Raw genomic sequence first — 21,384 nt, 5'->3', positions numbered from 1 at the left:
ACCGCCATGCGCGTGCCGACGCCCAACGTCTCGGTGGTCGACTTCAAGTTCACCGCCAAGCGCGCCACCACGGTGGAGGAGATCACCAAGGCGATCTCCGAGGCCGCCAACGGCCCGCTCAAGGGCATCCTGGGCGCCTACACCGAGGATCTGGTCTCCACCGACTTCAACCACGACCCGCACAGCTCGATCTTCGCGCTGAACGAGACCAAGGTCATCGACGGCAACTTCGTCCGCATCATGACCTGGTACGACAACGAGTGGGGCTTCTCCAACCGCATGAGCGACACCGCCGTCGCCATGGCCAACGCCAAGTAAGCCTTCCAGGGCTTGCGGCCAAAGAGAAAGGGCGCCCTAACGGGGCGCCCTTTTTCATGATCACGCCGCCGCGAAAGGGCCGCGGTCACCCCGCCTTGACGGCGTTGATCCCCGTGGCCTGCGTCAACTGGTCGGCGACCCAGGCGGCGACGCTCTTGCCTTCGCGCTCGGCGCAGGTGGCGATGGCACGGTGGAGCATCGGGTTGACGCGGATGGCGAGCTTGCCGGAATAGGGCTGCTCGGTGTTGCCCGCCATGTCGCAGGCCATCGCCAGATAATCGTCCACGGCCTCGCGGAAGGCCCGGCGCAGCTCATCGACCGAACGGCCGGTGAAGGTGATGCCGTCGCGCGTGTTGATGACGGCGCCGACGAAGATGCCGGCATCGTCGTCGAAATCGATCTGGGCCTTGTAGCCCTTATAGTCCATCATCGGCGGCGACCCCAGGAATGCGTGGGGTGGAAGGATAGCCCCGCCTCCGCCCCCGTGGTTTGACCTGCCTCAATTCCCGGAATGGGGATAGGGGAACGCCCATCCGGTTCTTCCCGTCATGACCACCCCGCCCCCGCACAGCCGCCCCATCCGTTTCCACAGCCTGCCCCACGCCAAGGCCGCCTGCGCCGTGGCGGCGGATCTCGGCGTTCCGCTGCTGCTGATCAGCGCGCCCGGTGCTGCGGCCTCCGCCGGCTCCGGCTGGTTTGCCGCGGTCGTCGGCCGCGCCGCCGCCCAGCACCCCGCGGTTGCGATCACCGCGGTTCTCGACTGCGCCGACCGGCCCGGCGACGCCCTGGCCGCGCTGACCTCCGGGATTGATGCGGTCCTGTTCACGGGGCGGGCGGACGTCGCCGAACGGTTGGCCGACATCGCCGCGCAGCGCGGCGCCCGCCTTTTGACAGCCCTTCCCGCAGCGCTCGACCTGCGCGGTGTTCGCGATCCCCAGCGGGCCTGCCGGGACTGGCTAGGCGGGCAGGTCGATGGCCATGTCACGGAATAGTCCCAAGGCGATACCGCTTTTTCCCCGAATCCGCACGATCAAAAGTGGTGTATGGTGATTTCATCATCACGATGCGGTACCACCCCCATGACCACGACCACACCTCTGCGGCCCCCGGCGGACGCCACACCGCTGAAGGGTGAGGACTCCGCCCTGCTCCATCCGGAGAGGCCGGACGGGCTGCCGCGCGGCTCGCGCTTTCCCGCGCCGCAGGTGGAGAAGATCCGCGGCGCCCGCCTGCTCGTCGTCTGGGCCGGCTTGGCCGCCGGGGCCTGGGCCGTGGCGGTGGGCGCCGGCTACGGCCTCTACGTCATCGCCCAATCCGTGCTGTGACATAAAAGGGCGGACGGAACGCCGCCGCCCGCCGCCCCGTGCCTGCTCCTTCGGCGACGCACGCACCCGCCCGCCCGGGTAAGCCCCTTTGCCGCCGCAGGAGGGCTGCGCTATCCCCCCTGCCGACGTTGCAAAGAGTCACGCGCTGGGCTATGAGGGCCGCATTTCCGACAGAAACCCCAAGGGGAAGAGCCCGATGAAGCTCACTCGTCGTGTAAAGGAAATTCTTGCGAACTACGAAAGCGACACCCCGGGCGTCAAGGCCAACCTTGCCCGCATTCTGATGGAAGGCAAGCTGGGCGGCACCGGCAAGCTGGTGATCCTTCCCGTCGACCAGGGCTTCGAGCACGGCCCGGCGCGCAGCTTTGCGCCGAACGAGCCGGGCTACGACCCGCATTACCATTACCAGCTCGCCATCGACGCCGGCTGCAACGCCTACGCCGCCCCGCTCGGCTCGCTGGAGGCCGGCGCCTCGACCTTCGCCGGCTCGATCCCGCTGATCCTCAAGATGAACAGCGCCAACAGCCTGTCGCGCCAGAAGGAGGACGCCGACCAAGCGGTGACCGCCTCGGTGCAGGACGCGCTGCGCCTCGGCTGCTCGGCCATCGGCTTCACGATCTACCCCGGCTCGGACGCCATGTACGACCAGTACGAGGAGATCCGCGAGCTGTCGAAGGAGGCCAAGTCGGTCGGCCTGCCCACCGTCCTGTGGTCCTACCCGCGCGGCGGCACGATCTCCAAGGAGGGCGAGCTGGCCATCGACGTGATCGGCTACGCCGCCCACATGGCCGCGCTGCTCGGCGCCCACATCATCAAGGTGAAGCTGCCGTCGGCCCATCTGGAGCAGGCGGAAGCCAAGAAGGTCTACGAGTCCAAGAACATCCCGATCGCCACCCAGGCCGACCGCGTCCGCCACATCATGCAGTGCGCCTTCAACGGCCGCCGCATCGTGGTCTTCTCGGGCGGCGCCACCAAGGGCGAGGACGCGGTGTTCGAGGACGCCCGCGCGATCCGCGACGGTGGCGGCAACGGCTCGATCATCGGCCGCAACGCCTTCCAGCGCCCGCGCGAAGACGCTTTGAAGCTGCTCGACCGGATCATGAAGATCTATCAGGGCAAAGAGTAAGGATCGCCTCGGGTGACCGAAACCGCCTGTCGGCTCTACCTCGTGACGCCGCCGGTCCTGGAACCGGCGGCGTTCGCGCCGAAACTGACCGAAGCGCTGGACGCGGGCGATGTCGCCTGCGTCCAGTTGCGTTTGAAGGACTGCTCCGACGACGCCGTGCGCCGGGCCTGCGACGCCCTGCGCCCGATCGCCCAGGAGCGCGGGGTGGCCTTCATCCTGAACGACCATCCCCAGCTCGCCCGCGAGACCGGATGCGACGGCGTGCACGTCGGGCAGAAGGACACGCCCTACGCCCAGGCGCGGCGGATCGTCGGCAACGACGCCATCGTCGGCGTGACCTGCCACGACAGCCGCCATCTCGCCATGGAAGCGGGCGAGGCCGGGGCCGATTACGTCGCCTTCGGCGCCTTCTTCCCCACCACCACCAAGGACGCCGAATTCAAAGCGGAGCCGGAGCTGCTCCGGTGGTGGTCGGAGCTGATGGAGGTCCCCTGCGTCGCCATCGGTGGGATCACCCAGGAGAATTGCGGGCCGCTGGTGAGCGCCGGGGCCGATTTCCTGGCCGTGGTCGGCGCGGTGTGGAACCACCCCGATGGGCCGGGCGCCGCCGTGAAGGCGTTCAACGCCGCCATCGCCGCGGCCGAAGGGTAACGAAGGCCGCCGCCGGATCATGGACCTCCTTTCCATCGAGACGCTGTCCGCGCTGTTCGCGGTCGGCCTTGTCGCGGGCTTCGTCGACGCCATCGCCGGGGGCGGCGGGCTTCTGACCCTCCCCGCCCTGCTCTGGGCCGGTCTTTCGCCGGCGCAGGCGCTGGCGACGAACAAGCTGCAATCCAGCTTCGGCTCCTTCTCCGCCGCGGTGAAGTTCACCCGCGGCGGCGAGGTGAAGCCGCGCGACATGGTGGTGATGATCGGCTGCACCTTCGCCGGTTCCGCGGCGGGCGCCGTCATCGTCCAGATGATCGATCCGGGATTCCTGCGCAACGTCATCCCGGTGCTGCTGATCGGCATCGCCGTCTGGCTGCTCGTCTCGCCGAAGGCCGGCGAGATCGACGCCCAGCAGCGCATCGGGGAGCGCGGATTCGCCCTGCTCGCCGGGACGGGGATCGGCTTCTACGACGGTTTCCTTGGGCCGGGCACCGGCACCTTCTTCGCCATCGCCTTCGTCTCGCTGCTCGGCTTCAACCTGCGCAAGGCGACCGCCCACACCAAGGTGCTGAACTTCACCAGCAACATCGCCGCCCTCCTCTTCTTCCTGGCCGGCGGCCAGATCGCCTGGGTGGCCGGGCTGCTGATGGGGGTGGGCCAGATGATCGGCGCGCAGGTCGGCGCCCACATGGTCATCCGCAACGGCGCCGCCATCGTGCGGCCGATGCTGGTCGTCGCCTCCATCGCCATCACGGCGAAGCTGATCTGGACCGACGCCCAGGGCGTGATCGGCGCCGGCATGGCCATGGTGGCCGGCTGGCTGGGCTGAGCGCCCTCACAGCCCTCTTTTCACACCCCCACCCCCCTTTCCCGCTCCACGCCTCCGCCCCGCGACGAATCGACCATAGCGGGCATTTCCCCCTCCCCTGTGCACCCGCAGGCGCATAATTTGTTGGCCCAACATTTTTTCAGCGGGGCCACTTTACGTTAACGTCAATTTGTGTATCATTGCGTCAAATAACGAAATTGGGGAGAAACGCATGTCCAAAGGGTCACTGAGGGGGAATCTGCTCGCCGCTGCGGCGGCCGTCGCCATCGCGGCGCCGCTGCCGGCCGGCGCGGCCGGCTATCTGCTCAAGGAGCAGAGCGCCTCGGGCCAGGGCACCTCCTTCGCAGGCGCCACCGCCAACGGCATGGGCGACGCCACCGGCCTGTTCTTCAACCCCGCGGCCCTGGGAGCCATCGAGGGGAACCAGGCGGTCGGCGTGCTGAGCGGCGTATTCCCGACCTCGAAGACCAGCAACGCCCGCGGCACCCGCGCCGCGCGGCTGGGCGGCAGCGCCATCCGGGGCACCTCGGACCCTGGCGACATCGGCATGGACGCGGTGATTCCGTCGGGCTATCTGGCCTACACGGTGTCGCCGGACGTCAAGCTGGGACTCGCCATCACCGCGCCATGGGGCCTGTCCACCGACTATCCGGAAAGCTGGACCGGCCGCTACCACGGCATCCATTCCAGCCTGCTGACAATCAACATCTCCCCGACCGTGTCCTACCGGCTGATGCCGGACCTGACCATCGCCGGCGGCCTGCAGTTCCAGTACGCCAAGGCGCGCCTCAGCCAGGCGGTGGATTTCGGCTCCATCCTGGCGGCGACCGGGGTCCCCATCGCGCCGGGATCGCGCGACGGCGTGGGCGAGGTGAAGGGCGACGACTGGGGCGTCGGCTTCACCGCCGGCATGCTGTACGAGCCGGTCAAGGGCACCCGCTTCGGCGTCTCCTACCGCTCCTCCGTCTCCCACGAGCTCGACGGCGATTCGAAGTTCGAGGGCGTTCCCGCCGTGCCGGCCCTCCAGGCGAGCTTCGCCGGGTCCCCGGTGCGGGCGAAGGTCGCCACGCCGGACATCATCTCCTTCGGCGCCTACCACGAGCTGACCAGCTCCATCGCCGTGATGGCCGACGCACAGTGGACCAACTGGTCGCGCTTCAAGGAACTGCGCATCCGCTACCGCAACCCGCTGCGCACCGACACGGTGACCGACGAGAACTGGGACGATTCCTGGTTCTTCGCGCTGGGCGCCGCCTACAAGTGGAACGAGAAGCTGACCCTGCGCTTCGGCGTGGCCTATGACCAGACCCCGGTCAGCGACCAGTACCGCACGCCGCGCATCCCGGACGAGGACCGTTACTGGGTGTCGATCGGCGCCGGCTACCAGTTCACCGACAGCATCCGGACCGACATCGGCTACAGCCACATCTTCGCCAACAAGGCCAAGATCGACCTGCGCGACAACCTGACGGGCAGCGATGCCTTCCGCGGCAACCTGTCCGCCGACTACAAGGCCCATGTGGACGTGATCGCGCTCCAGACCAGGATCACCTTCTGATCCGCACCCCGGTGGAGCGCGCGGGCGCCGCCCGTTCGCTCCACCGTCCCCGCCTCTTGTCCATCGCCGCGTCCGTGCTAGGCTTTCCCCCAATCAAGAACCCGACCCGGGAGAGGAAACCGCATGGCCGACACCTTCACCGCCTTCGTCATCGAGGACGCCGACGGCAAGCCCAAGGGGGGCTTCAAGCCGCTGAGCCTGACCGACCTGCCCGACCATGACGTGCTGGTCGAGGTCGCCTATTCCACCCTGAACTACAAGGACGGCCTCGCCGTCTCCGGCAAGGGCCGGATCGCCCGCAAGCTGCCGATGGTCGCCGGAATCGACCTCGCCGGAACGGTGGTGGAGTCGCGCTCCGCCGACTGGAAGGCCGGCGACAAGGTGATCGTCAACGGCTGGGGCCTGTCGGAAACCCAGTGGGGCGGCTACAGCCGGTTCCAGCGCGTGAAGCCGGAATGGCTGACCCGGCTGCCGGACGTCTTCTCGCCGGAGGAGGCGATGGGCATCGGCACCGCCGGCTACACCGCGGCGCTCTGCGTCGACGCGCTGGAGGATTGGGGCACGATCCAGCCCGGCGGCAAGGAGGTTCTGGTCACCGGAGCAGCCGGCGGCGTCGGTTCCGTCGCGGTCGCCCTGCTCGCCAAGGCCGGCTATCCGGTCACCGCCTCCACCGGACGGCCCGAGACCCACGAGTATCTGTCCGGCCTGGGCGCCACCGGCTTCATCGACCGCGCCGCCCTTCAGGAGAAAGGCCCGCCCCTGCAGAAGGAGCGTTGGGCCGGCGGCGTCGATTCGGTGGGCGGCATCACGCTGGTCAACGCCCTGTCGCAGACCGTCTGGGGCGGCGCCATCGCCGCCTGCGGCTTGGCCGGCTCGGCCGACCTGCCCGCCACGGTGCTGCCGCACATCCTGCGCAGCGTCACCCTGATCGGCGTCGATTCGGTCGCGGCCCCGGCGGCACGGCGCGAGCGCGCCTGGGCGCGGCTGGCCCGCGACCTCGACAAGGACCACCTGAAGGCGATGTACACGGTGGAGCCGATGTCGAAGCTGCCGGAACTGGCCGGCCGGATCCTCGCCGGTCAGGTGCGCGGCCGCGTGGTGATCGACGTCACCGCCTGAGGCCGCCGGCACCGGTGGCGGGTTGGGGTCAGGCCCCCGCCACCGGCAGCCACAGCACCTCGTCGATGCGCTCCGCCCCGCTGCACAGCATGACCAGCCGGTCGAAGCCGAGCGCGATGCCGCTGCACTCCGGCATCCCGTGCTCCAGTGCGGCGAGGAAATCCTCGTCCACCGGGAAGCGGTCGCCGTAGATGCGCTCCTTCAAATCCATGTCGGCCTCGAAGCGGGCGCGCTGGGCGCGGGCGTCGGTCAGCTCGCCGAAGGCGTTGGCGAGCTCCAGGCCGCAGGCGTACAGCTCGAACCGCTCGGCCAGCCGCGGGTCCTCGGGCTTGGGGCGCGACAGGGCGGCCATGCAGACCGGATAGTCGGTCAGCACGCAGGGAACGCCCGCGCCCAGATGCGGCTCGATCCGGTCGAACATGATGCGGAAGACGATGTCCTCCCAGCGGTCGCCATCGTGCGGGGCGATGCCGATGGCCCGCGCCATGGCGGCCAGCGGGGCCGGGTCGGGATCGTGGCTGCCGTCGAAGGTTTCCAGCAGGTCGATCCCCGCATACTCGCGGAAGGCGTCCTGCACGGTCAGCACCCGCCACTCCTTGAAGGGGTCGCAGGTCATGCTGCGGAAGTCGAATCGCGTCCGCCCCGCGGCGACGGCGGCCTCGCGCACCAGATCCTCGCAGTCGCGGATCAGCGTGCGGTAGCCCTCCCCCGCCCGGTACCATTCGAGCATGGAGAATTCCGGCGCGTGGGTGGCCGACCGCTCGCCGTTCCGGAAGACGTGGGCGATCTGGTAGATGCGCGGCAGCCCGGCCACCAGCAGCTTCTTCATGGCGAATTCGGGGCTGGTGTGCAGGTGCAGCCGCAGCCGGTCGTCGGGATGCGGCCCGACCAGCTCCGTCGCGAAGGCCTGGAGATGCGGCTCCATCCCCGGCGAAACCTGCAGCGCCGGGGTGTCCACCTCCAGGAAGGCGTTCTCCTCGAAGAAGCGGCGGACGGCGCCCAGCACGCGGCCGCGCACGGCCAGATGGGGGCGGCGGCGGGCGAAGGTCTCGGGAGCCCAGGACGGCGTGACGGGGGACATGATGGCCTTCACTGACGGGGTAATGGTGCTGCTTAGCAGAGTGGCAACGGCGGCGAAAATGGACAAAGAAGGCACGGAACGCCGATTGAGCCCCGCCCGGCGTTGCCACCGGCCCGGCAAGCTGCTAGGTTCCGCGCCGCCTGTCTCCTGGAAATCACGAGTATGTCATGAAGGTCAACGCCAACACGATGCGTCCCGGCCATGTGCTGGAGCATAACGGGAAGCTCTGGGTCATCACGAAGACCGCCATCGTCCAGCCCGGCAAGGGCGGCGCCTTCATCCAGCTTGAAATGAAGGATGTGCGCACCGGCAACAAGTCGATCGAGCGCTTCCGCACCCAGGAGACGGTCGAGCGCGCCCGCCTGGACGAGCACGAGATGACCTTCCTGTTCGCCGAAGGCGACAGCTACACCTTCATGGACAAGGAAAGCTACGAGCAGACCGCCATCCCCGGCGAGATCATCGGCGACCAGAAGGTGTTCCTGCAGGACGGCATGGAAGTCACCGTGCAGTCCTTCGAAGGCGCGCCGCTCGGCGTCGAAATTCCCGGCAAGGTCACGCTGCAGATCACCGAGGCCGACCCGGTGGTGAAGGGCCAGACGGCCTCCTCCTCCTACAAGCCGGCGAAGCTGGAGAACGGCGTGTCGATCCTGGTCCCGCCGCACATCGAGTCGGGCACCCGCGTCGTCGTCGACACCCAGACCGGCGAGTATGTCGAGCGCGCCAAGGACTGACCGTCCCGGCTGATTTTCTGCGCACCGGCTCTCGCTTAAGGCAGGGGCCGGTGTATTCTTTTTCCGGTTCCGCACGAGATAAAGCACGCCCATGGCCACCCGCTCCGCCCTTATCAACGTGATGGTCCGCGCCGCCGAAAAGGCGGCCCGCGGCCTTGTCCGCGACTTCGGCGAGGTCGAGCACCTCCAGGTGTCGCGCAAGGGCCCGGCGGACTTCGTGTCCGCCGCCGACATGAAGGCGGAAAAGCTGCTGCGCGAAGAGCTGCAGAAGGCCCGCCCGGATTTCGGCTTCCTGATGGAGGAGACGGGCGCCAGCAAGGGCAGCGACCCGACCGCCCGCTGGATCGTCGATCCGCTGGACGGCACCACCAACTTCCTGCACGGCATCCCGCATTGGGCGATCTCCATCGCCGCGGAGAAGAACGGCGAGATCGTCGCCGGCGTCGTGTACGAGCCGGTGCATGACCAGATGTTCTGGGCCGAGAAGGGCCAGGGCGCCTTCCTCAACCACCAGCGCCTGCGCGTGTCGGAGCGCCGCAATCTTGCCGACGCGGTGATCGCCACCGGCATCCCCTTCAAGGGCCGCGGCGACCATGCCGGCTTCCTGGTGGAGGCCGAGGCCCTGATGAAGGAAGTCGCGGGCATCCGCCGCTTCGGCGCCGCCTCGCTCGACCTCGCCTACGTCGCGGCGGGCCGCTACGACGGCTATTGGGAGCGCGGTCTCGCCCCCTGGGACGCCGCGGCCGGCCAGCTTCTGGTCACCGAGGCCGGTGGCTTCGTCGGCGAGATCGGCGGCGGGCGCAACCCGGTGTTCGGCGGCACGATCCTGGCGGCCAACGCCCACTTCCATCTGCCGATCGCCAAGATCCTGCGCGGTGCCACGGAACGCAAGGTGCGCTCAGCCCCCGCCGGCACGGCCGGTGCGGCGGACGCCGGTCAGGGCTGACCTCCGGCCGAGCCATAAGCCCTTCATGACGTTGGGGTAGCAAGGGCCGCGCTTTGGTGGGGAAACGCGCCGCGCGGTCCAAAGGGCGTTGTCCCTACGCCGATCGAAGGGCTATGGTACCAACGCTTTTCCGTGTCATTGGGAACAACGCGCTGGTCACCATGAGGATTGTCGGACGCATGAGCGGTTCTCCAAACGCCCCCGCCGGGCGGCCGGTACCCCTGCGCGTCCTCCCCACCGCCGCGGCCGTGGCGCTGTCGCTGACCGTGGCCGCCTGCTCCTCGCCCGGCGCCCCGCCGCCCCCGACCAGCGCCGCCCCGCCCCAGACCGCAACCGCCAACGCGGGCGGGCTGACGCTGGAGAACGCCCAGCCGCTGCCAATCCCGCCGCGGCCGGACATCTTCCCGCCGCCGGCCCCGCCGGCCCCGCCGGTCTTCCGGGCACCGACGCTGATGACCGCGCCGGACCTGCCGCAGATTTCGGTCGGACCCAGCCCGGCGGCGCCGGCCATGCCGGAAGGCGCGCCGCCGGTCCCGCCCTCCAACCGGCCGGCGGCTTTCCCGCCGCCCGACCGGACGCAGACCGCGGCCCTGCCGCCGCCGACTCCGAAGGCGCCCACGGCGCCCGCCCTGCCCCGGATGGAGCCGCTGACCGTCCTGTTCGACGGCGCGGCCACCACGCTGCCCGATCCGGCCCAGGCGCGGCTCGACGCCATCGCCGAGCGCATGACCGCCAACCCGCAGCTTCGCCTGCAGATCCGCTCCTACGCCAGCGGCACGCCCGATACGGCGCGCGAGGCGCGTCAGCTGTCGCTGGCCCGCGCGCTGGCCGTCCGTGAGCGACTGGGGACCGCCGGCATCGCCAGCACCCGCGTCGACATCCGCGCCATGGGCATGGAGGCGGCCAGCGGCGCGCCGGACCGGCTGGACGTGGAGTTCCTGAACCAGTGAGCCGCTCTCTGTAACCGGTACCGCCTGCCCCTTCCCCTGGACGAGAGTGCCCATGGCCGCCATCGCCCCGTCGTCCCACCCTCTTGAGGAGCCTTCCCCGATGACGCGCCCGGAGCGCTTCCTGACACGGATGATCCTCTTCCTGGTGGTCGTGGGAAGCGTGACGGCCTTGCTGTTCCCGGCCCTGCGCGCCGCCTTCATGAACAACCCGGCGCTGAACGGGCTGATCCTGGGCACGCTGCTCGCCGGCATCCTGTTCATCTTCCGCCAAGTGCTGATGCTGCGGCCCGAAGTGGCGTGGCTGGAGCATTTCCAGTCCGGCAACCCGGCCGTCGCCGCGCCGGAACCGGTGCTGCTCGCCCCGATGGCGCGTATGCTGCGGGAACGGCGCGGCCGGCTGACCCTGTCGGCGCTGTCGATGCGCTCGCTGCTCGACGGCATCGCGTCTCGGCTGGACGAGTCGCGGGAGCTGTCGCGCTACCTGATCGGCCTGCTGATCTTCCTCGGCCTGCTCGGCACCTTCTGGGGCCTGCTGCACACCGTGCAGTCGGTCGGCTCGGTCATCGGCGGGCTGTCGGTGCAGGGCGGCGACGTCGGGGCGATGTTCAGCAACCTCCAGCACGGGCTGGAGGCGCCGCTGACCGGCATGGGCACGGCCTTCAGCTCCTCGCTGTTCGGTCTCGCGGGCTCGCTGGTGCTGGGCTTCCTGGAGCTTCAGGCCAGCCAGGCGCACAACCGCTTCTTCCAGGACGTCGAGGACTGGCTGTCCGGCGCCACCCGCCTCTCCAGCGGGGCCGGCGGCAGCCTGGAGACCGGCGACCAGTCGATGCCGGCCTATCTGACGGCGCTTCTGGAGCAAACGGCGGAGAACCTCGACTCGCTCCAGCGCACCGTCGCCACCGCCGAGGAGGGCCGCCGCTCGGCCAACGCCAATCTGATGGCTTTGACCGAACGGCTGAGCACGCTGACCGACCAGATGCGCGCCGAACAGCAGCTCCTCCTGCGGCTGGGCGAGAGCCAGCTTGAGATGAAGGGGCTGCTCGACCGGCTGTCCGACGCGGCCATCGGCGGGTTCGACGACGCTTCGCGCCAGCATCTGCGCAACATGGACATCTACCTCGCCCGCTTGGTCGAGGAGTCGTCCACCGGCCGGGTCCAGGGGGTGCAGGAGATCCGCAGCGAGATCAAGCTGCTGGCCCGCACCATCGCCGCCCTGGCCGAGGAATCGGAACAGCGCTGACCTGTCTCCCCTCTTCCGCGGCGGGAGAGGGGTTTCAATCGCCGGAGGGACACCCCGCCATGCCCAGCATCAGCCGCCGCAACGGCCACCGCGAGGCCAGCGCATGGCCCGGATGGGTGGACGCGCTGTCGTCCCTCGTCATGGTGGTCATCTTCCTGCTGATGATCTTCGTCGTCGCCCAGTTCTACATGGCGACCGCCCTGACCGGGCGTGACGAGCAGCTCGGCAGCCTGAACCGCAAGGTGGCGGAGCTGAACGACCTGCTGGCGCTGGAGCGGGACGCCAACGCCGACCTGCGCATCAACGTCGCCCAGCTCTCGGCGGAGCTTCAGGGCTCCGTCGCGGCGCGGGACACCATGACCGACCGCATCGCCACGCTGCAGGGCGACCTCGACCACGCCGCCCGCGCGGCGGAGGAGTTGCAGCGCACGATCCGCGCCGACAAGGAGACCATCGAGCTGAAGCTGGCCGAGGCCGCAAGCCTCCAGGCCGACCTGAAGGCGCTGCGCGAGGCCCGGACCAAGCTGGAGGGCGAGCTGGCCGCCGCCGCCGCCCAGCAGCGCCTGACCGAGGAGCAGCGCCGGGCCCTGCTGACCGAGCTGGGCGGGGAGCGCGACCGCTCCAAGGCGCTGGAAACGCGGCTCGCCAGCGCCGACGAGAAGACGATGCTCGCGCAGAAGGACATCGAGAAGCGCGACATCCGAATCACCGAGTTGATGGCTTCCCTGTCCACCGAGCAGGGCGCGACCGGCAAGGCGAACGAGCAGGTCGACCTGCTGAACCGGCAGATGGCCGCCCTGCGCGAGCAACTCGCCCGCATCGGCGCCGCGCTGGAGATTTCGGAGAAGAAGGCGGAGGAGCAGCAGGTCCAGATCGCCGAACTCGGCTCACGGCTGAACCAGGCGCTGGCCGCCAAGGTGCAGGACCTCGCCCGCTACCGCTCGGAATTCTTCGGGCGGGTGCGCGAGGCGCTGGGCAACCGGCCCGACGTGCGCATCGTCGGCGACCGCTTCGTCTTCCAGTCGGAGCTGCTGTTCCCCTCCGGCTCGGCGACTCTGGAGGAAGCCGGCAAGCAGCGTTTGGCGGAGCTGGCGCGCACGCTGATCGACATCGGCCGGACGATTCCGCCGGACATCAATTGGGTGCTGCGGGTGGACGGCCACACCGACTCGCGCCCGGTGCGCATCCAGTTCGCCTCGAACTGGGAGCTGTCGGCGGCGCGCGCGATCTCGGTGGTGAAGTATTTGATCGACCAGGGGATTCCGGCGGACCGTCTGGCCGCCGCCGGCTTCGGCGAGTATCAGCCGCTCGACCTCGGCACCAGCGACGAGGCGCTGGCGCGGAACCGGCGGATCGAGGTGAAGCTGGATCAGCGGTGAGGGTCGCGTTGCCCCCACCCTTCCCACGGCTGTGCCGTGGGCCCCTTCCCTCCCCCGCTGCGCAGGAGAGGGAGCTTAATCCCCTCCCCTGCGGAGCGGGGGAGGGTTAGGGAGGGGGCAAAGCCCTACTCCGCCGCGACCGTCTCCGGCTCCACCGCCGGCGTCCACCGCAGCACCGGCTTGCGCGCCGCGGCGGTCTCGTCCAGGCGGCGGCGCGGGGTCAGGCGCGGAGCACCCTGGAAATAGGCCACGTCGCCGGACTTGGCCCGCTCCGCCAGGGCGCGCAACGCCGTAACGAACTGGTCCAGGCTGGCCTTCGACTCGGTCTCGGTCGGCTCGATCAGCAGGGCGCCGTGCACGACCAGCGGGAAGTACATGGTCATCGGGTGGAAGCCCTCGTCGATCAGCGCCTTGGCGATGTCGAGCGTGGTCACCCCCGTCCCCTTCAGGAAGCGGTCGTCGAACAGGCATTCGTGCATGCACGGCCCGTCGAAGGAGGGCGTCATCACGTCCTGCAGGCGGGCCAGCAGGTAGTTCGCGTTCAGCACCGCGTCGTTGGCCACCTGCCGCAGCCCGTCGGCACCGTGGCTCATCATGTAGGCGAGCGCGCGGACGAACATGCCCATCTGGCCGTGGAACGCCTTCATCCGCCCGAAGGCCGGGCCGTCGCCGGCCTGCTCCACCAGACGGAAGGCGCCGTCCTTGTCCTGCACCACGTAGGGCACCGGGACGAAGGGGGCCAGCGACTCCGCGAAGACCACCGGGCCGGAGCCCGGACCGCCGCCGCCATGCGGCGTGGAGAAGGTCTTGTGCAGGTTGATGTGCATCACGTCGATGCCGAGGTCGGCCGGACGCACCCGCCCGACGATGGCGTTGAAGTTGGCGCCGTCGCAGTAGAAATAGGCGCCCGCCGCGTGCACCGCCTCGGCGATGGTGATGATGTCGCGCTCGAACAGGCCGCAGGTGTTCGGGTTGGTCAGCATCAGACCGGCGACGTCGGGGCCGAGCTTGGCCTTCAACGCCTCCAGATCGACGCGCCCGTCCTCGGTCGCCGGGATCGCCTCGACGGCGTAGCCGCAGGCGGCGGCGGTCGCCGGGTTGGTGCCGTGGGCGCTTTCCGGGACGAGGATCTTGGTGCGGCCCTTATCGCCCTTGGCGTCGTGGGCGGAGCGGATCGCCATGATGCCGCACATCTCGCCGTGCGCGCCCGCCGCCGGGGCCAGCGTCACCGCTGCCATGCCGGTCAGCGTGGCGAGCCAGCGGCCTAGCTCCGCCATCAGTTCCAAGGCACCCTGCACCGTGCTTTCGGGCTGGAGCGGGTGCACGTCGGCGAAGCCCGGCAACCGTGCCATCTTCTCGTTCAGGCGCGGGTTGTGCTTCATTGTGCAGGAGCCGAGCGGGTACAGGCCGCTGTCGATGGCGTAGTTCTTCTGCGACAGGCGGGTGTAGTGGCGGACCACCTGCGGCTCGGCGAGGCCCGGCAGGCCGATCCGGCCGCGCGGCTTCACCGCCCCCAGGCGCGAGCCCACCGTGGGGACCTCCGGCAGGTCCACGCCGCAACGCCCGGCGCTGTCCTGTTCGAAGATCAGCGGCTCCTCGATCTGCAGGCCGCGGTTGCCGGTGACGGTCTCCGGGACGGCGCTGTCGGTGTTCTGGATGCCGGTCGGGCGACCCTGGTTGTTCATGCTCATCACAGAACCTCGGCGAGGGCGGTGGCGAAGGCGTCCATGTCGGACTCGGTGTTGGTCTCGGTGGCGGCCACGATCAGCAGGTCGTCGAGCCCGCCGCCAAACAGGCGGGAGACCGGAACGCCGCCCAGGATGCCGCGTTGCGCCAGCGCCTCCACGACCTCCGCGGCCGGCTTCGGCAGCTTCACCGTGAATTCGTTGAAGAAGCTGCCGTTGACGATCTCGACACCCTTCACCCCAGCCAGCTTGTCGGCCAGTTGAACGGCCTTGGCGTGGTTGATCTCGGCGAGCCGGGTGAAGCCCTCCTCCCCGAGCAGGCTGAGGTGGATGGAGAAGGCCAGCGCGCACAGGCCGGAGTTGGTGCAGATGTTCGAGGTCGCCTTCTCGCGACGGATGTGCTGCTCGCGGGTGGAGAGCGTCAGCACGAAGCCGCGCCGCCCGTCGGCGTCCACCGTCTGGCCGCAGAGGCGGCCCGGCATCTGGCGGACCAGCTTCTCCTTCACCGCGAACAGCCCGACATAGGGGCCGCCGAAATTCAGCGCGTTGCCCAGCGACTGGCCTTCCGCCGCCACGATGTCGGCGCCCATCTCGCCCGGCGGGGTCAGCAGGCCGAGCGACACGGCCTCCGTCACCACGACGATCAGTAGAGCGCCCTTGGCCTGGCAGGCCCTGCCCAGCTCCGTGTAGTCGCGAACATGGCCGAACACGTCCGGATTCTGCACGACGACGCAGGAGGTGTCGCCGTCGACCTCGGCCAGCAGGTCCTCGCCGCCCGTTGGGGCCGGCGGCATCACCACCGTCTCGAAGCCGATGAAGCGGGCGTCGGTCGTCGTCGTGTCGCGGTAATGCGGGTGCAGGCCGCCGGACAGCACGGCCCTCTTCCGGCGGGTGACGCGGTTGGCCATCATGACGGCTTCCGCGCAGGCGGTGGCGCCGTCGTACATGGAGGCGTTGGCGACGTCCATGCCGGTCAACAGCGAGACCTGGGTCTGGAACTCGAACAGGACCTGCAGCGTGCCCTGGCTCACCTCCGGCTGGTACGGGGTGTAGGCGGTCAGGAACTCGCCGCGCTGCACCAGATGGTCCACCGTCGCCGGAATGTGGTGACGGTAGGCACCGGCGCCGAGGAAGCTCGGCACGCTGCCGGCGGGCAGGTTCTTCCCCGCCATCGCCGACAGGGCGCGGTCGACCTCAAGCTCGCCCATATGGTTGGACAGCCCCTTGATCGGGCCGGAGAGGCGGGCCGCCTCGGGCACGTCGCGGAACAGCTCGTCCACCGACGGCACGCCGATGGCCTCCAGCATGGAGCGCCGGTCGGCCTCGGTCAGGGGCAGGTAACGCATCTCAGGCTTGCCCTTCCACGAAAGCCTTGTAGGCGGCTTCGTCCATCAGCCCGTCCAGCTCCGCCGGGTTGCTGAGGCGCAGCTTGAAGAACCAGCCGGTGGTCTCGGCCCCAGCGTTGACCAGCGACGGGTCGTTCTCCAGATCGGCGTTGGCCTCAATCACCTCGCCGGAGACCGGGGCGAACACGTCGCTGGCGGCCTTCACCGACTCCACGACGGCGGCCTCCTTGCCCTGGGCGAGCTGGCGGCCGACGTCCGGCAGCTCGACGAACACGACGTCGCCGAGCTGATGCTGGGCGTGATCGCTGACGCCGACGGTGCCGACATCGCCCTCGACGCGGACCCACTCATGGTCCTTGGTGTACTTGATGGTCATGGTTGTCCCCTGTTCGAAACGGTTTTCTAATTCTCAGCCGCGGTAGTAGCGCTGCGGCACGAAGGGCATGGCGGCGACCTTGGCGGCCAGCGGCTTGCCGCGGACCATGAGCTGGACCGGCGTGCCCACGGCGGCGTGCGCGCGGTCCACATAGCCCATGGCGACCGGGGCGGAGGCGGTGGGGCCGAAGCCGCCACTGGTCACCTCCCCGATCTTCTTCCCATCCGCGTCGCAGACGTCGGTGTGCTCGCGGGCCGGCTGGCGGCCATCCGGCTGAATGCCGACGCGGCGGCGCGGGGCGCCGTTGGCGAGCTGGTCCTTGATGATGGCGTAGCCGGGAAAGCCGCCCTCCTCCCGGCGGCGCTTGGACAGCGCCCATTCCAGCCCGGCTTCGACCGGCGTCGTCGTCTCGTCGATGTCGTGGCCATAGAGGCAGAGGCCGGCCTCCAGCCGCAGCGAGTCGCGGGCACCCAGCCCGATGGCCTCGACCTCGTCCTCGGCCAGCAGGGCGCGGGCAATGGTCTCGGCGTCGGATGTGTCGCAGGAGATCTCGTAGCCGTCCTCGCCCGTGTAGCCGGAGCGGGTGACGATGACCGGGATGCCGTCGAAGGTGGCCGGCAGGTAGCTCATGAATTTCATGGTGGCCGCTTCGGGGATGAAACGCCCGAGCACCGCCGCGGCCTCCGGCCCCTGCAGGGCCATCAAAGCGAGGTCGTCCAGCAGTTCCACCTCGGCCTTGCCCTTCAGCCGCTCGCGCATGTGGGCGACGTCATGGTCCTTGCGGGCGGCGTTGACGACCAGGAACAGGTGATCGCCGGCGTTGGTGACCATCAGGTCATCCAGGATGCCGCCCTGCTCGTTCAGAAACAGCGTGTAGCGCATGCGCCCACGGGCCAGCCCCTTGATGTCGCCGGGAACCAGCGACTCCAGGGCGGCGGCCGGGTCCTCGCCGGTCAGGCGCACCTGCCCCATGTGCGACACGTCGAACAGCCCGGCCTTGGCGCGGGTGTGCTGGTGTTCCTTGAGGATGCCGAGCGGGTACTGCACCGGCATGTCGTAGCCGGCGAAGGGCACCATCTTGCCCTTCAGCTCCAGATGGAGGCTGTGCAGCGGCGTTGTCTTGAGGGACTCAGAAGCCTCGGTCACGCGGGTCCTCCGACATAGGGTCGCACAACCCGCGCCGGGATTGGCGCGAGTCCTGCCCCCTCTGTCCTGGACCTGAGAGATTCACCGGCGGGGTCCAACCCTCGACAACCGGTTTACTCCTTCGGTGAGCCGTCATCCGCTGTGCGCGGACCGGGCTGCTTTCCAGAGTTGCCTTATCCCCCTTGCGGTCCTTTTGCCTGAGAGTTTCCGGGGCGGTTGCTCCTTCGGCGCCACTGTCCGGTGAACCGGCCAGTGATCTCTCCCGCGAGGGATCGTCGGCTTGTGCCGCTTAACCTACCGGGACCTTTGCGAATGTCAATCGGGGTTCGCTGGGGTCCCGGCGACGCTCACTTCAGGTCCAGATGGCTGCCGTCGCAGAAAGGCGGTTTCTTGGTCGCCTTGCAGCCGCAGAAGCGCGCCTTCATGGAGGTGGCGGGGGCGAACTTCATCGGCTCCAGCCCAGTGCCGGCGTGGCTGCCGTCGCACAGCGGCTGCTTGGCGCTGCGCCCGCAGCGGCACCACCAATAGGTCTTGCCGGCTTCCAGCTCGATGACGATGGGTTCCTTGGTCGCGGCGACCGGTGCGCTGGGCATGTGCCTTCCCCTTTTCTTCGACGGCTGATCCTCGTTCGCGTCATCGAAGGCTAACCGACCCGAGACACAACGCAAGCGTCCTTCGCTCCGCATCGCTTCCGCCATCTGCCAGCCACCTCTAAGCGAATCGGACAAGGGAGGAACCCGCCGCACGCGCGGCGCGTCAAGGAATTTAATCTGATACTTAGTGGATTATAGTCTTTATTATCAATTAATAGGATGATAGTCCTTCATTCGTCCGCAACGAGATCCCTGCCGAACCGCCCCTCGCCGCGCCACCAAATCCTCCAAGGAGCATTCCATGTCCGTCCAGACCTTCAACCCCACCGACCTGTCCCAGAGCGCCGCCAACTGGGCCGTCGCCCAGCGCATCGTGGGCCCCTTCGCCCCGCATGCCCAGGTATCGCCCAATCTGACCATCACGCTCGACCCCGGCCACCTGCTGAACGGCACCACCCTGACTGAGGTGAACGCGCAGGTCGTCGGTCCCTTCACGCCGCCGGGCTCGGGCTTCCGCATCGACCGCGTGGTGGTGGACCGAATGACGGGTGCGGCAGGCATCGTGGTCGGCACCGCCAACAGCCTGACGCCGCCGGCCATTCCGAGCGGCAAGCTTCCCGTCACGCGTGTGTTCCTGGACAGCACAACCGAAACCATCAGCAACGAAGCCATCGCGGATGAACGCGCCCTGTTCGACCAGATGCACGAGAACCCCAAGGTGTACTGCCGCGCGCATTTAGGCGGCACCGACCAGACCGGCGTCGCAGCCAACACTTGGACCAAAGTCAATCTTTCCACTATCGACTTCAATGTTGGCAATGAATTCGATACAGCCAACAAATGGTTTAAACCGTCTGTTTCCGGTTATTACTGTATCCGCGCACAAACAAATGTGGCGATTGCCTCCGGACACAATTATGGCGTCATGATTTATAAAAACGGATTAGGTGGGGCATATTGGGGCGCGTCCGCTTCCATGCAAACCGGTCATACAGCAGCGGTCGAAGACATTCTCTATCTGAATGGCAGCACCGATTACGTCGAAATGTATGCCGTCAACAGCAACGCCGCGACCACGTTCTATGGAAACAAGAACGCAACGTTTCTGGTCGCGTCCCTGTTGGGCTAAAAGTACAACGATACAGTAGCCAAGCCTTAGCCGGCAAAGCCGGATTCGTCAACCGCACAAGGCAGAATACATTTGAATTGAGTAAGACAGGCAACGCCCGACTCGGCGCGGGCGTTGCCTATCATCCTTCCGGCGTTACTGCTTCATCTGCGCCCGATTGAAGGCCAACTGCTCCGGCGTCAACTGGAATCCTAGGAAAATCTTCCAATCCTTGCCGTTGGCGTCCTTGGGCAGCGGAATCTTCGGGGCCAGTTCCTCGCGGCTGCCGGAGCGGAGCTTGCCGGCATCAAAGGTCACGGAGGTGTCGAACTCCGTCTTGGTGGTCGGCGCCTCCTCGCCCGGCTTGGCGACGGCGACGAAATAGCGGTAATTCGCCGTGTTGCCCTGCATGGCCGGCCCGCGCTCCGCGATCAGGAAGACGTTCACGTTCACCGTGACGCCGTCGCTGGTGTAGTCGCAGTTGCCGGAATAGTCGGCCAGAGCCGCGCGGGAGGTCACGTCCGTCAGGTCGCGCCCGCCGCCGTTGCGGAACTGGGTGACCTCCGCCAGATCGCGGACGATGGACACCTTCGGGCAGGCCAAGGCCGCATCCGCCGGCGCGTTGGTGCCGCCCCCGAGTCCGGAGCAGCCGGTGAGCGCCAGAACACCCAGACTCGCAAATGCAAGCGCCCGCGGGCTTTTCCGGGCGGGGGTTCCTATATTACGGTCGCGGCGGCGGTCCATCGGTCTGGCCTAACGGTTGGAAGGGTGTGTTCTGCCACGACTTTAGAGAAGCGGTGGGGCCGGCACAAGGCCACGCCGCCGCTGCGACGAACGAACCCCTACACCCCTTTTTCGAGACACCGGAACGACGCGCATGACCCAGACGCCCCTGACCATCCTGCTCGCGGCCCCCCGTGGCTTCTGCGCCGGCGTGGACCGCGCGATCCAGATCGTGGAGGTGGCGCTGGAGCGGTTCGGCGCCCCCGTCTATGTCCGGCACGAGATCGTCCACAACCGATTCGTGGTGCAGAGCCTGGAGGCCAAGGGCGCCATCTTCGTCGACGAGCTGGATCAGGTGCCCGACGGCGTGCCGGTGGTCTTCTCCGCCCACGGCGTGCCGAAGTCGGTCCCGGCGGCGGCGGAGCAGCGCGGCCTGTTCTATCTCGACGCCACCTGCCCGCTGGTCAGCAAGGTGCACCGCGAGGCCGAGCGCCACTTCAACGAGGGGCGCCAGATCGTGCTGATCGGCCACGCCGGCCATCCGGAGGTGATCGGCACCATGGGCCAGTTGCCCCAGGGCGCCGTGGTGCTGGTTGAGACGGTGGAGGACGTGGCGATGGTCCAGGTGGACGACCCGGAGAACCTCGCCTACGCCACCCAGACCACCCTGTCGGTGGACGAGACGGCGAGCATCGTCGCCGCCCTCCAGGCCCGCTTCCCGTCCATCGGCGGGCCGAAGAAGGAGGACATCTGCTATGCCACCACCAACCGCCAGCAGGCGGTGAAGGCCATCGCGCCGAAGGTGGACGCCCTGCTGGTGCTGGGCGCCCCGAACTCCTCCAACTCCAAGCGGCTGGTCGAGGTGGCGAAGATTCACGGCTGCCAGCGCGCCCAGCTGGTCCAGCGCGCAGCGGACATCGACTGGTCGGCGCTGGACGGAGTCGCCACGCTGGGCATCACCGCCGGAGCGTCGGCCCCCGAAGTGCTGGTGGAGGAGGTCATGGAGGCCGCCCGCGCCCGCTATGCCGTGACGGTGGAAGAGCTGCGCACCGCCTTCGAGGACATCACCTTCAAGCTGCCGAAGCCGCTTCTGGACGGCGGCGCCCCTTCCCGTCCGGTCCCGGCAGACGCATAATGCAAAGACCCGCATAATC

At 68.5% G+C, this 21,384-nt stretch carries 22 protein-coding genes, 1 pseudogene and 1 riboswitch; of the genes and pseudogenes, 15 read left to right on the top strand and 8 right to left on the bottom strand.

The genetic code is table 11. The features are described from left to right. Positions 1-318: pseudogene (locus FBZ83_RS22550) on the top strand (glyceraldehyde-3-phosphate dehydrogenase); the annotation flags it as partial. Positions 319-403: 85 nt separating this feature from the next. Here FBZ83_RS22550 and FBZ83_RS22545 read toward each other — a convergent pair. Next, positions 404-748: a type II toxin-antitoxin system HicB family antitoxin gene (locus FBZ83_RS22545; RefSeq protein ID WP_035674733.1), complete on the bottom strand. Its 345-nt coding sequence runs from the start codon at positions 746-748 to the stop codon at positions 404-406. A gap of 118 nt (positions 749-866) precedes the next feature. Between FBZ83_RS22545 and FBZ83_RS22540 the strand changes: the two genes are divergently transcribed. From FBZ83_RS22540 to FBZ83_RS22510, 7 genes are all read left to right on the top strand, one after another. Continuing rightward, positions 867-1,310 (top strand): hypothetical protein, encoded by a 444-nt coding sequence (locus FBZ83_RS22540; protein WP_145688993.1) that lies wholly within the window; start codon positions 867-869, stop codon positions 1,308-1,310. Positions 1,311-1,397: 87 nt separating this feature from the next. After that, positions 1,398-1,643 (top strand): hypothetical protein, encoded by a 246-nt coding sequence (locus tag FBZ83_RS22535; RefSeq protein ID WP_145688992.1) that lies wholly within the window; start codon positions 1,398-1,400, stop codon positions 1,641-1,643. A 196-nt stretch (positions 1,644-1,839) separates the two neighbouring features. Next, complete coding sequence (locus FBZ83_RS22530; protein ID WP_014240815.1) at positions 1,840-2,769, top strand: class I fructose-bisphosphate aldolase; 930 nt, start codon at positions 1,840-1,842, stop codon at positions 2,767-2,769. A gap of 12 nt (positions 2,770-2,781) precedes the next feature. Further along, a complete protein-coding gene (thiE, locus tag FBZ83_RS22525) occupies positions 2,782-3,420 on the top strand; it encodes a thiamine phosphate synthase (protein ID WP_114860606.1) in 639 nt (212 codons plus the stop codon). A gap of 19 nt (positions 3,421-3,439) precedes the next feature. Next, complete coding sequence (locus FBZ83_RS22520; protein ID WP_145688991.1) at positions 3,440-4,246, top strand: TSUP family transporter; 807 nt, start codon at positions 3,440-3,442, stop codon at positions 4,244-4,246. A 211-nt stretch (positions 4,247-4,457) separates the two neighbouring features. Next, complete coding sequence (locus FBZ83_RS22515; RefSeq protein ID WP_145688990.1) at positions 4,458-5,804, top strand: OmpP1/FadL family transporter; 1,347 nt, start codon at positions 4,458-4,460, stop codon at positions 5,802-5,804. 123 nt (positions 5,805-5,927) lie between these two features. Continuing rightward, positions 5,928-6,923: an MDR family oxidoreductase gene (locus tag FBZ83_RS22510; protein WP_145688989.1), complete on the top strand. Its 996-nt coding sequence runs from the start codon at positions 5,928-5,930 to the stop codon at positions 6,921-6,923. Positions 6,924-6,951: 28 nt separating this feature from the next. On the opposite strand, the gene epmA is transcribed toward FBZ83_RS22510, so the two are convergent. Next, positions 6,952-8,004, bottom strand: coding sequence for an EF-P lysine aminoacylase EpmA (gene epmA / locus FBZ83_RS22505; protein ID WP_145688988.1), 1,053 nt, complete (start codon positions 8,002-8,004; stop codon positions 6,952-6,954). Between the two features lie 167 nt (positions 8,005-8,171). Here epmA and efp point away from each other — a divergent pair, with 167 nt between their 5' ends. The 5 genes from efp to FBZ83_RS22480 all read left to right on the top strand — a co-directional run bounded on the left by efp (position 8,172) and on the right by FBZ83_RS22480 (position 13,253). Further along, on the top strand, positions 8,172-8,738 hold the full coding sequence (efp, locus tag FBZ83_RS22500) for an elongation factor P (RefSeq protein WP_014240821.1): 567 nt from the start codon (positions 8,172-8,174) through the stop codon (positions 8,736-8,738). A gap of 91 nt (positions 8,739-8,829) precedes the next feature. Further along, a complete protein-coding gene (locus FBZ83_RS22495) occupies positions 8,830-9,684 on the top strand; it encodes an inositol monophosphatase family protein (RefSeq protein WP_014240822.1) in 855 nt (284 codons plus the stop codon). 179 nt (positions 9,685-9,863) lie between these two features. Beyond that, positions 9,864-10,634, top strand: a complete 771-nt coding sequence (locus FBZ83_RS32390; protein ID WP_145688987.1) for an OmpA family protein — start codon at positions 9,864-9,866, stop codon at positions 10,632-10,634. A 100-nt stretch (positions 10,635-10,734) separates the two neighbouring features. Further along, entirely contained in the window at positions 10,735-11,874 is a 1,140-nt protein-coding gene (locus FBZ83_RS22485) for a flagellar motor protein MotA (RefSeq protein WP_432612498.1), read from the top strand. A gap of 59 nt (positions 11,875-11,933) precedes the next feature. Continuing rightward, complete coding sequence (locus FBZ83_RS22480) at positions 11,934-13,253, top strand: peptidoglycan -binding protein (protein ID WP_145688985.1); 1,320 nt, start codon at positions 11,934-11,936, stop codon at positions 13,251-13,253. Positions 13,254-13,378: 125 nt separating this feature from the next. On the opposite strand, the gene gcvPB is transcribed toward FBZ83_RS22480, so the two are convergent. The 5 genes from gcvPB to FBZ83_RS22455 all read right to left on the bottom strand — a co-directional run bounded on the left by gcvPB (position 13,379) and on the right by FBZ83_RS22455 (position 18,399). Beyond that, positions 13,379-14,944, bottom strand: coding sequence for an aminomethyl-transferring glycine dehydrogenase subunit GcvPB (gcvPB, locus tag FBZ83_RS22475; RefSeq protein WP_145688984.1), 1,566 nt, complete (start codon positions 14,942-14,944; stop codon positions 13,379-13,381). Continuing rightward, positions 14,944-16,284 (bottom strand): aminomethyl-transferring glycine dehydrogenase subunit GcvPA, encoded by a 1,341-nt coding sequence (gene gcvPA, locus FBZ83_RS22470; RefSeq protein WP_145688983.1) that lies wholly within the window; start codon positions 16,282-16,284, stop codon positions 14,944-14,946. Before gcvPA ends, gcvPB begins: the two co-directional genes overlap by 1 nt. Position 16,285: 1 nt before the next feature. Beyond that, complete coding sequence (gcvH, locus tag FBZ83_RS22465; RefSeq protein WP_038527146.1) at positions 16,286-16,660, bottom strand: glycine cleavage system protein GcvH; 375 nt, start codon at positions 16,658-16,660, stop codon at positions 16,286-16,288. Between the two features lie 33 nt (positions 16,661-16,693). Further along, on the bottom strand, positions 16,694-17,806 hold the full coding sequence (gene gcvT / locus FBZ83_RS22460) for a glycine cleavage system aminomethyltransferase GcvT (protein WP_145688982.1): 1,113 nt from the start codon (positions 17,804-17,806) through the stop codon (positions 16,694-16,696). Positions 17,807-17,981: 175 nt separating this feature from the next. Beyond that, positions 17,982-18,081: riboswitch (glycine riboswitch) on the bottom strand. Between the two features lie 72 nt (positions 18,082-18,153). Beyond that, positions 18,154-18,399, bottom strand: a complete 246-nt coding sequence (locus tag FBZ83_RS22455) for a CDGSH iron-sulfur domain-containing protein (RefSeq protein WP_145688981.1) — start codon at positions 18,397-18,399, stop codon at positions 18,154-18,156. Positions 18,400-18,700: 301 nt separating this feature from the next. Between FBZ83_RS22455 and FBZ83_RS22450 the strand changes: the two genes are divergently transcribed. Next, entirely contained in the window at positions 18,701-19,528 is an 828-nt protein-coding gene (locus FBZ83_RS22450) for a hypothetical protein (protein WP_145688980.1), read from the top strand. Positions 19,529-19,663: 135 nt separating this feature from the next. Here the strand turns inward: FBZ83_RS22450 and FBZ83_RS22445 are convergent, their stop codons facing one another. Then, the gene (locus FBZ83_RS22445) at positions 19,664-20,110 is read right to left on the bottom strand and encodes a hypothetical protein (protein WP_236778097.1); all 447 of its coding nucleotides are present in this window, start codon (positions 20,108-20,110) and stop codon (positions 19,664-19,666) included. Positions 20,111-20,384: 274 nt separating this feature from the next. Here FBZ83_RS22445 and ispH point away from each other — a divergent pair, with 274 nt between their 5' ends. Next, the gene (ispH, locus tag FBZ83_RS22440; RefSeq protein WP_145688978.1) at positions 20,385-21,365 is read left to right on the top strand and encodes a 4-hydroxy-3-methylbut-2-enyl diphosphate reductase; all 981 of its coding nucleotides are present in this window, start codon (positions 20,385-20,387) and stop codon (positions 21,363-21,365) included. Positions 21,366-21,384 lie beyond the last annotated feature (19 nt).

This window comes from Azospirillum brasilense (genome assembly GCF_007827815.1).
GTDB lineage: Bacteria > Pseudomonadota > Alphaproteobacteria > Azospirillales > Azospirillaceae > Azospirillum > Azospirillum brasilense_C.
This window is presented reverse-complemented; position numbering and strand designations above follow the sequence as displayed.

What these genes read in the sequence shown, in the direction of transcription:
- FBZ83_RS22480 (WP_145688985.1), top strand. Translation starts at nt 11,934, where the DNA reads ATGCCCAGCATCAGCCGCCGCAACGGCCACCGCGAGGCCAGCGCATGG.
- ispH (WP_145688978.1), top strand. Translation starts at nt 20,385, where the DNA reads ATGACCCAGACGCCCCTGACCATCCTGCTCGCGGCCCCCCGTGGCTTC.
- FBZ83_RS22535 (WP_145688992.1), top strand. Translation starts at nt 1,398, where the DNA reads ATGACCACGACCACACCTCTGCGGCCCCCGGCGGACGCCACACCGCTG.
- FBZ83_RS22545 (WP_035674733.1), bottom strand. Translation starts at nt 748, where the DNA reads ATGATGGACTATAAGGGCTACAAGGCCCAGATCGATTTCGACGACGAT.
- gcvPA (WP_145688983.1), bottom strand. Translation starts at nt 16,284, where the DNA reads ATGCGTTACCTGCCCCTGACCGAGGCCGACCGGCGCTCCATGCTGGAG.
- FBZ83_RS22495 (WP_014240822.1), top strand. Translation starts at nt 8,830, where the DNA reads ATGGCCACCCGCTCCGCCCTTATCAACGTGATGGTCCGCGCCGCCGAA.
- FBZ83_RS22455 (WP_145688981.1), bottom strand. Translation starts at nt 18,399, where the DNA reads ATGCCCAGCGCACCGGTCGCCGCGACCAAGGAACCCATCGTCATCGAG.
- FBZ83_RS22510 (WP_145688989.1), top strand. Translation starts at nt 5,928, where the DNA reads ATGGCCGACACCTTCACCGCCTTCGTCATCGAGGACGCCGACGGCAAG.
- efp (WP_014240821.1), top strand. Translation starts at nt 8,172, where the DNA reads ATGAAGGTCAACGCCAACACGATGCGTCCCGGCCATGTGCTGGAGCAT.
- FBZ83_RS22530 (WP_014240815.1), top strand. Translation starts at nt 1,840, where the DNA reads ATGAAGCTCACTCGTCGTGTAAAGGAAATTCTTGCGAACTACGAAAGC.
- FBZ83_RS22520 (WP_145688991.1), top strand. Translation starts at nt 3,440, where the DNA reads ATGGACCTCCTTTCCATCGAGACGCTGTCCGCGCTGTTCGCGGTCGGC.
- FBZ83_RS22540 (WP_145688993.1), top strand. Translation starts at nt 867, where the DNA reads ATGACCACCCCGCCCCCGCACAGCCGCCCCATCCGTTTCCACAGCCTG.
- gcvPB (WP_145688984.1), bottom strand. Translation starts at nt 14,944, where the DNA reads ATGAGCATGAACAACCAGGGTCGCCCGACCGGCATCCAGAACACCGAC.
- FBZ83_RS22450 (WP_145688980.1), top strand. Translation starts at nt 18,701, where the DNA reads ATGTCCGTCCAGACCTTCAACCCCACCGACCTGTCCCAGAGCGCCGCC.
- FBZ83_RS22515 (WP_145688990.1), top strand. Translation starts at nt 4,458, where the DNA reads ATGTCCAAAGGGTCACTGAGGGGGAATCTGCTCGCCGCTGCGGCGGCC.
- epmA (WP_145688988.1), bottom strand. Translation starts at nt 8,004, where the DNA reads ATGTCCCCCGTCACGCCGTCCTGGGCTCCCGAGACCTTCGCCCGCCGC.
- FBZ83_RS32390 (WP_145688987.1), top strand. Translation starts at nt 9,864, where the DNA reads ATGAGCGGTTCTCCAAACGCCCCCGCCGGGCGGCCGGTACCCCTGCGC.
- gcvH (WP_038527146.1), bottom strand. Translation starts at nt 16,660, where the DNA reads ATGACCATCAAGTACACCAAGGACCATGAGTGGGTCCGCGTCGAGGGC.
- FBZ83_RS22485 (WP_432612498.1), top strand. Translation starts at nt 10,735, where the DNA reads ATGACGCGCCCGGAGCGCTTCCTGACACGGATGATCCTCTTCCTGGTG.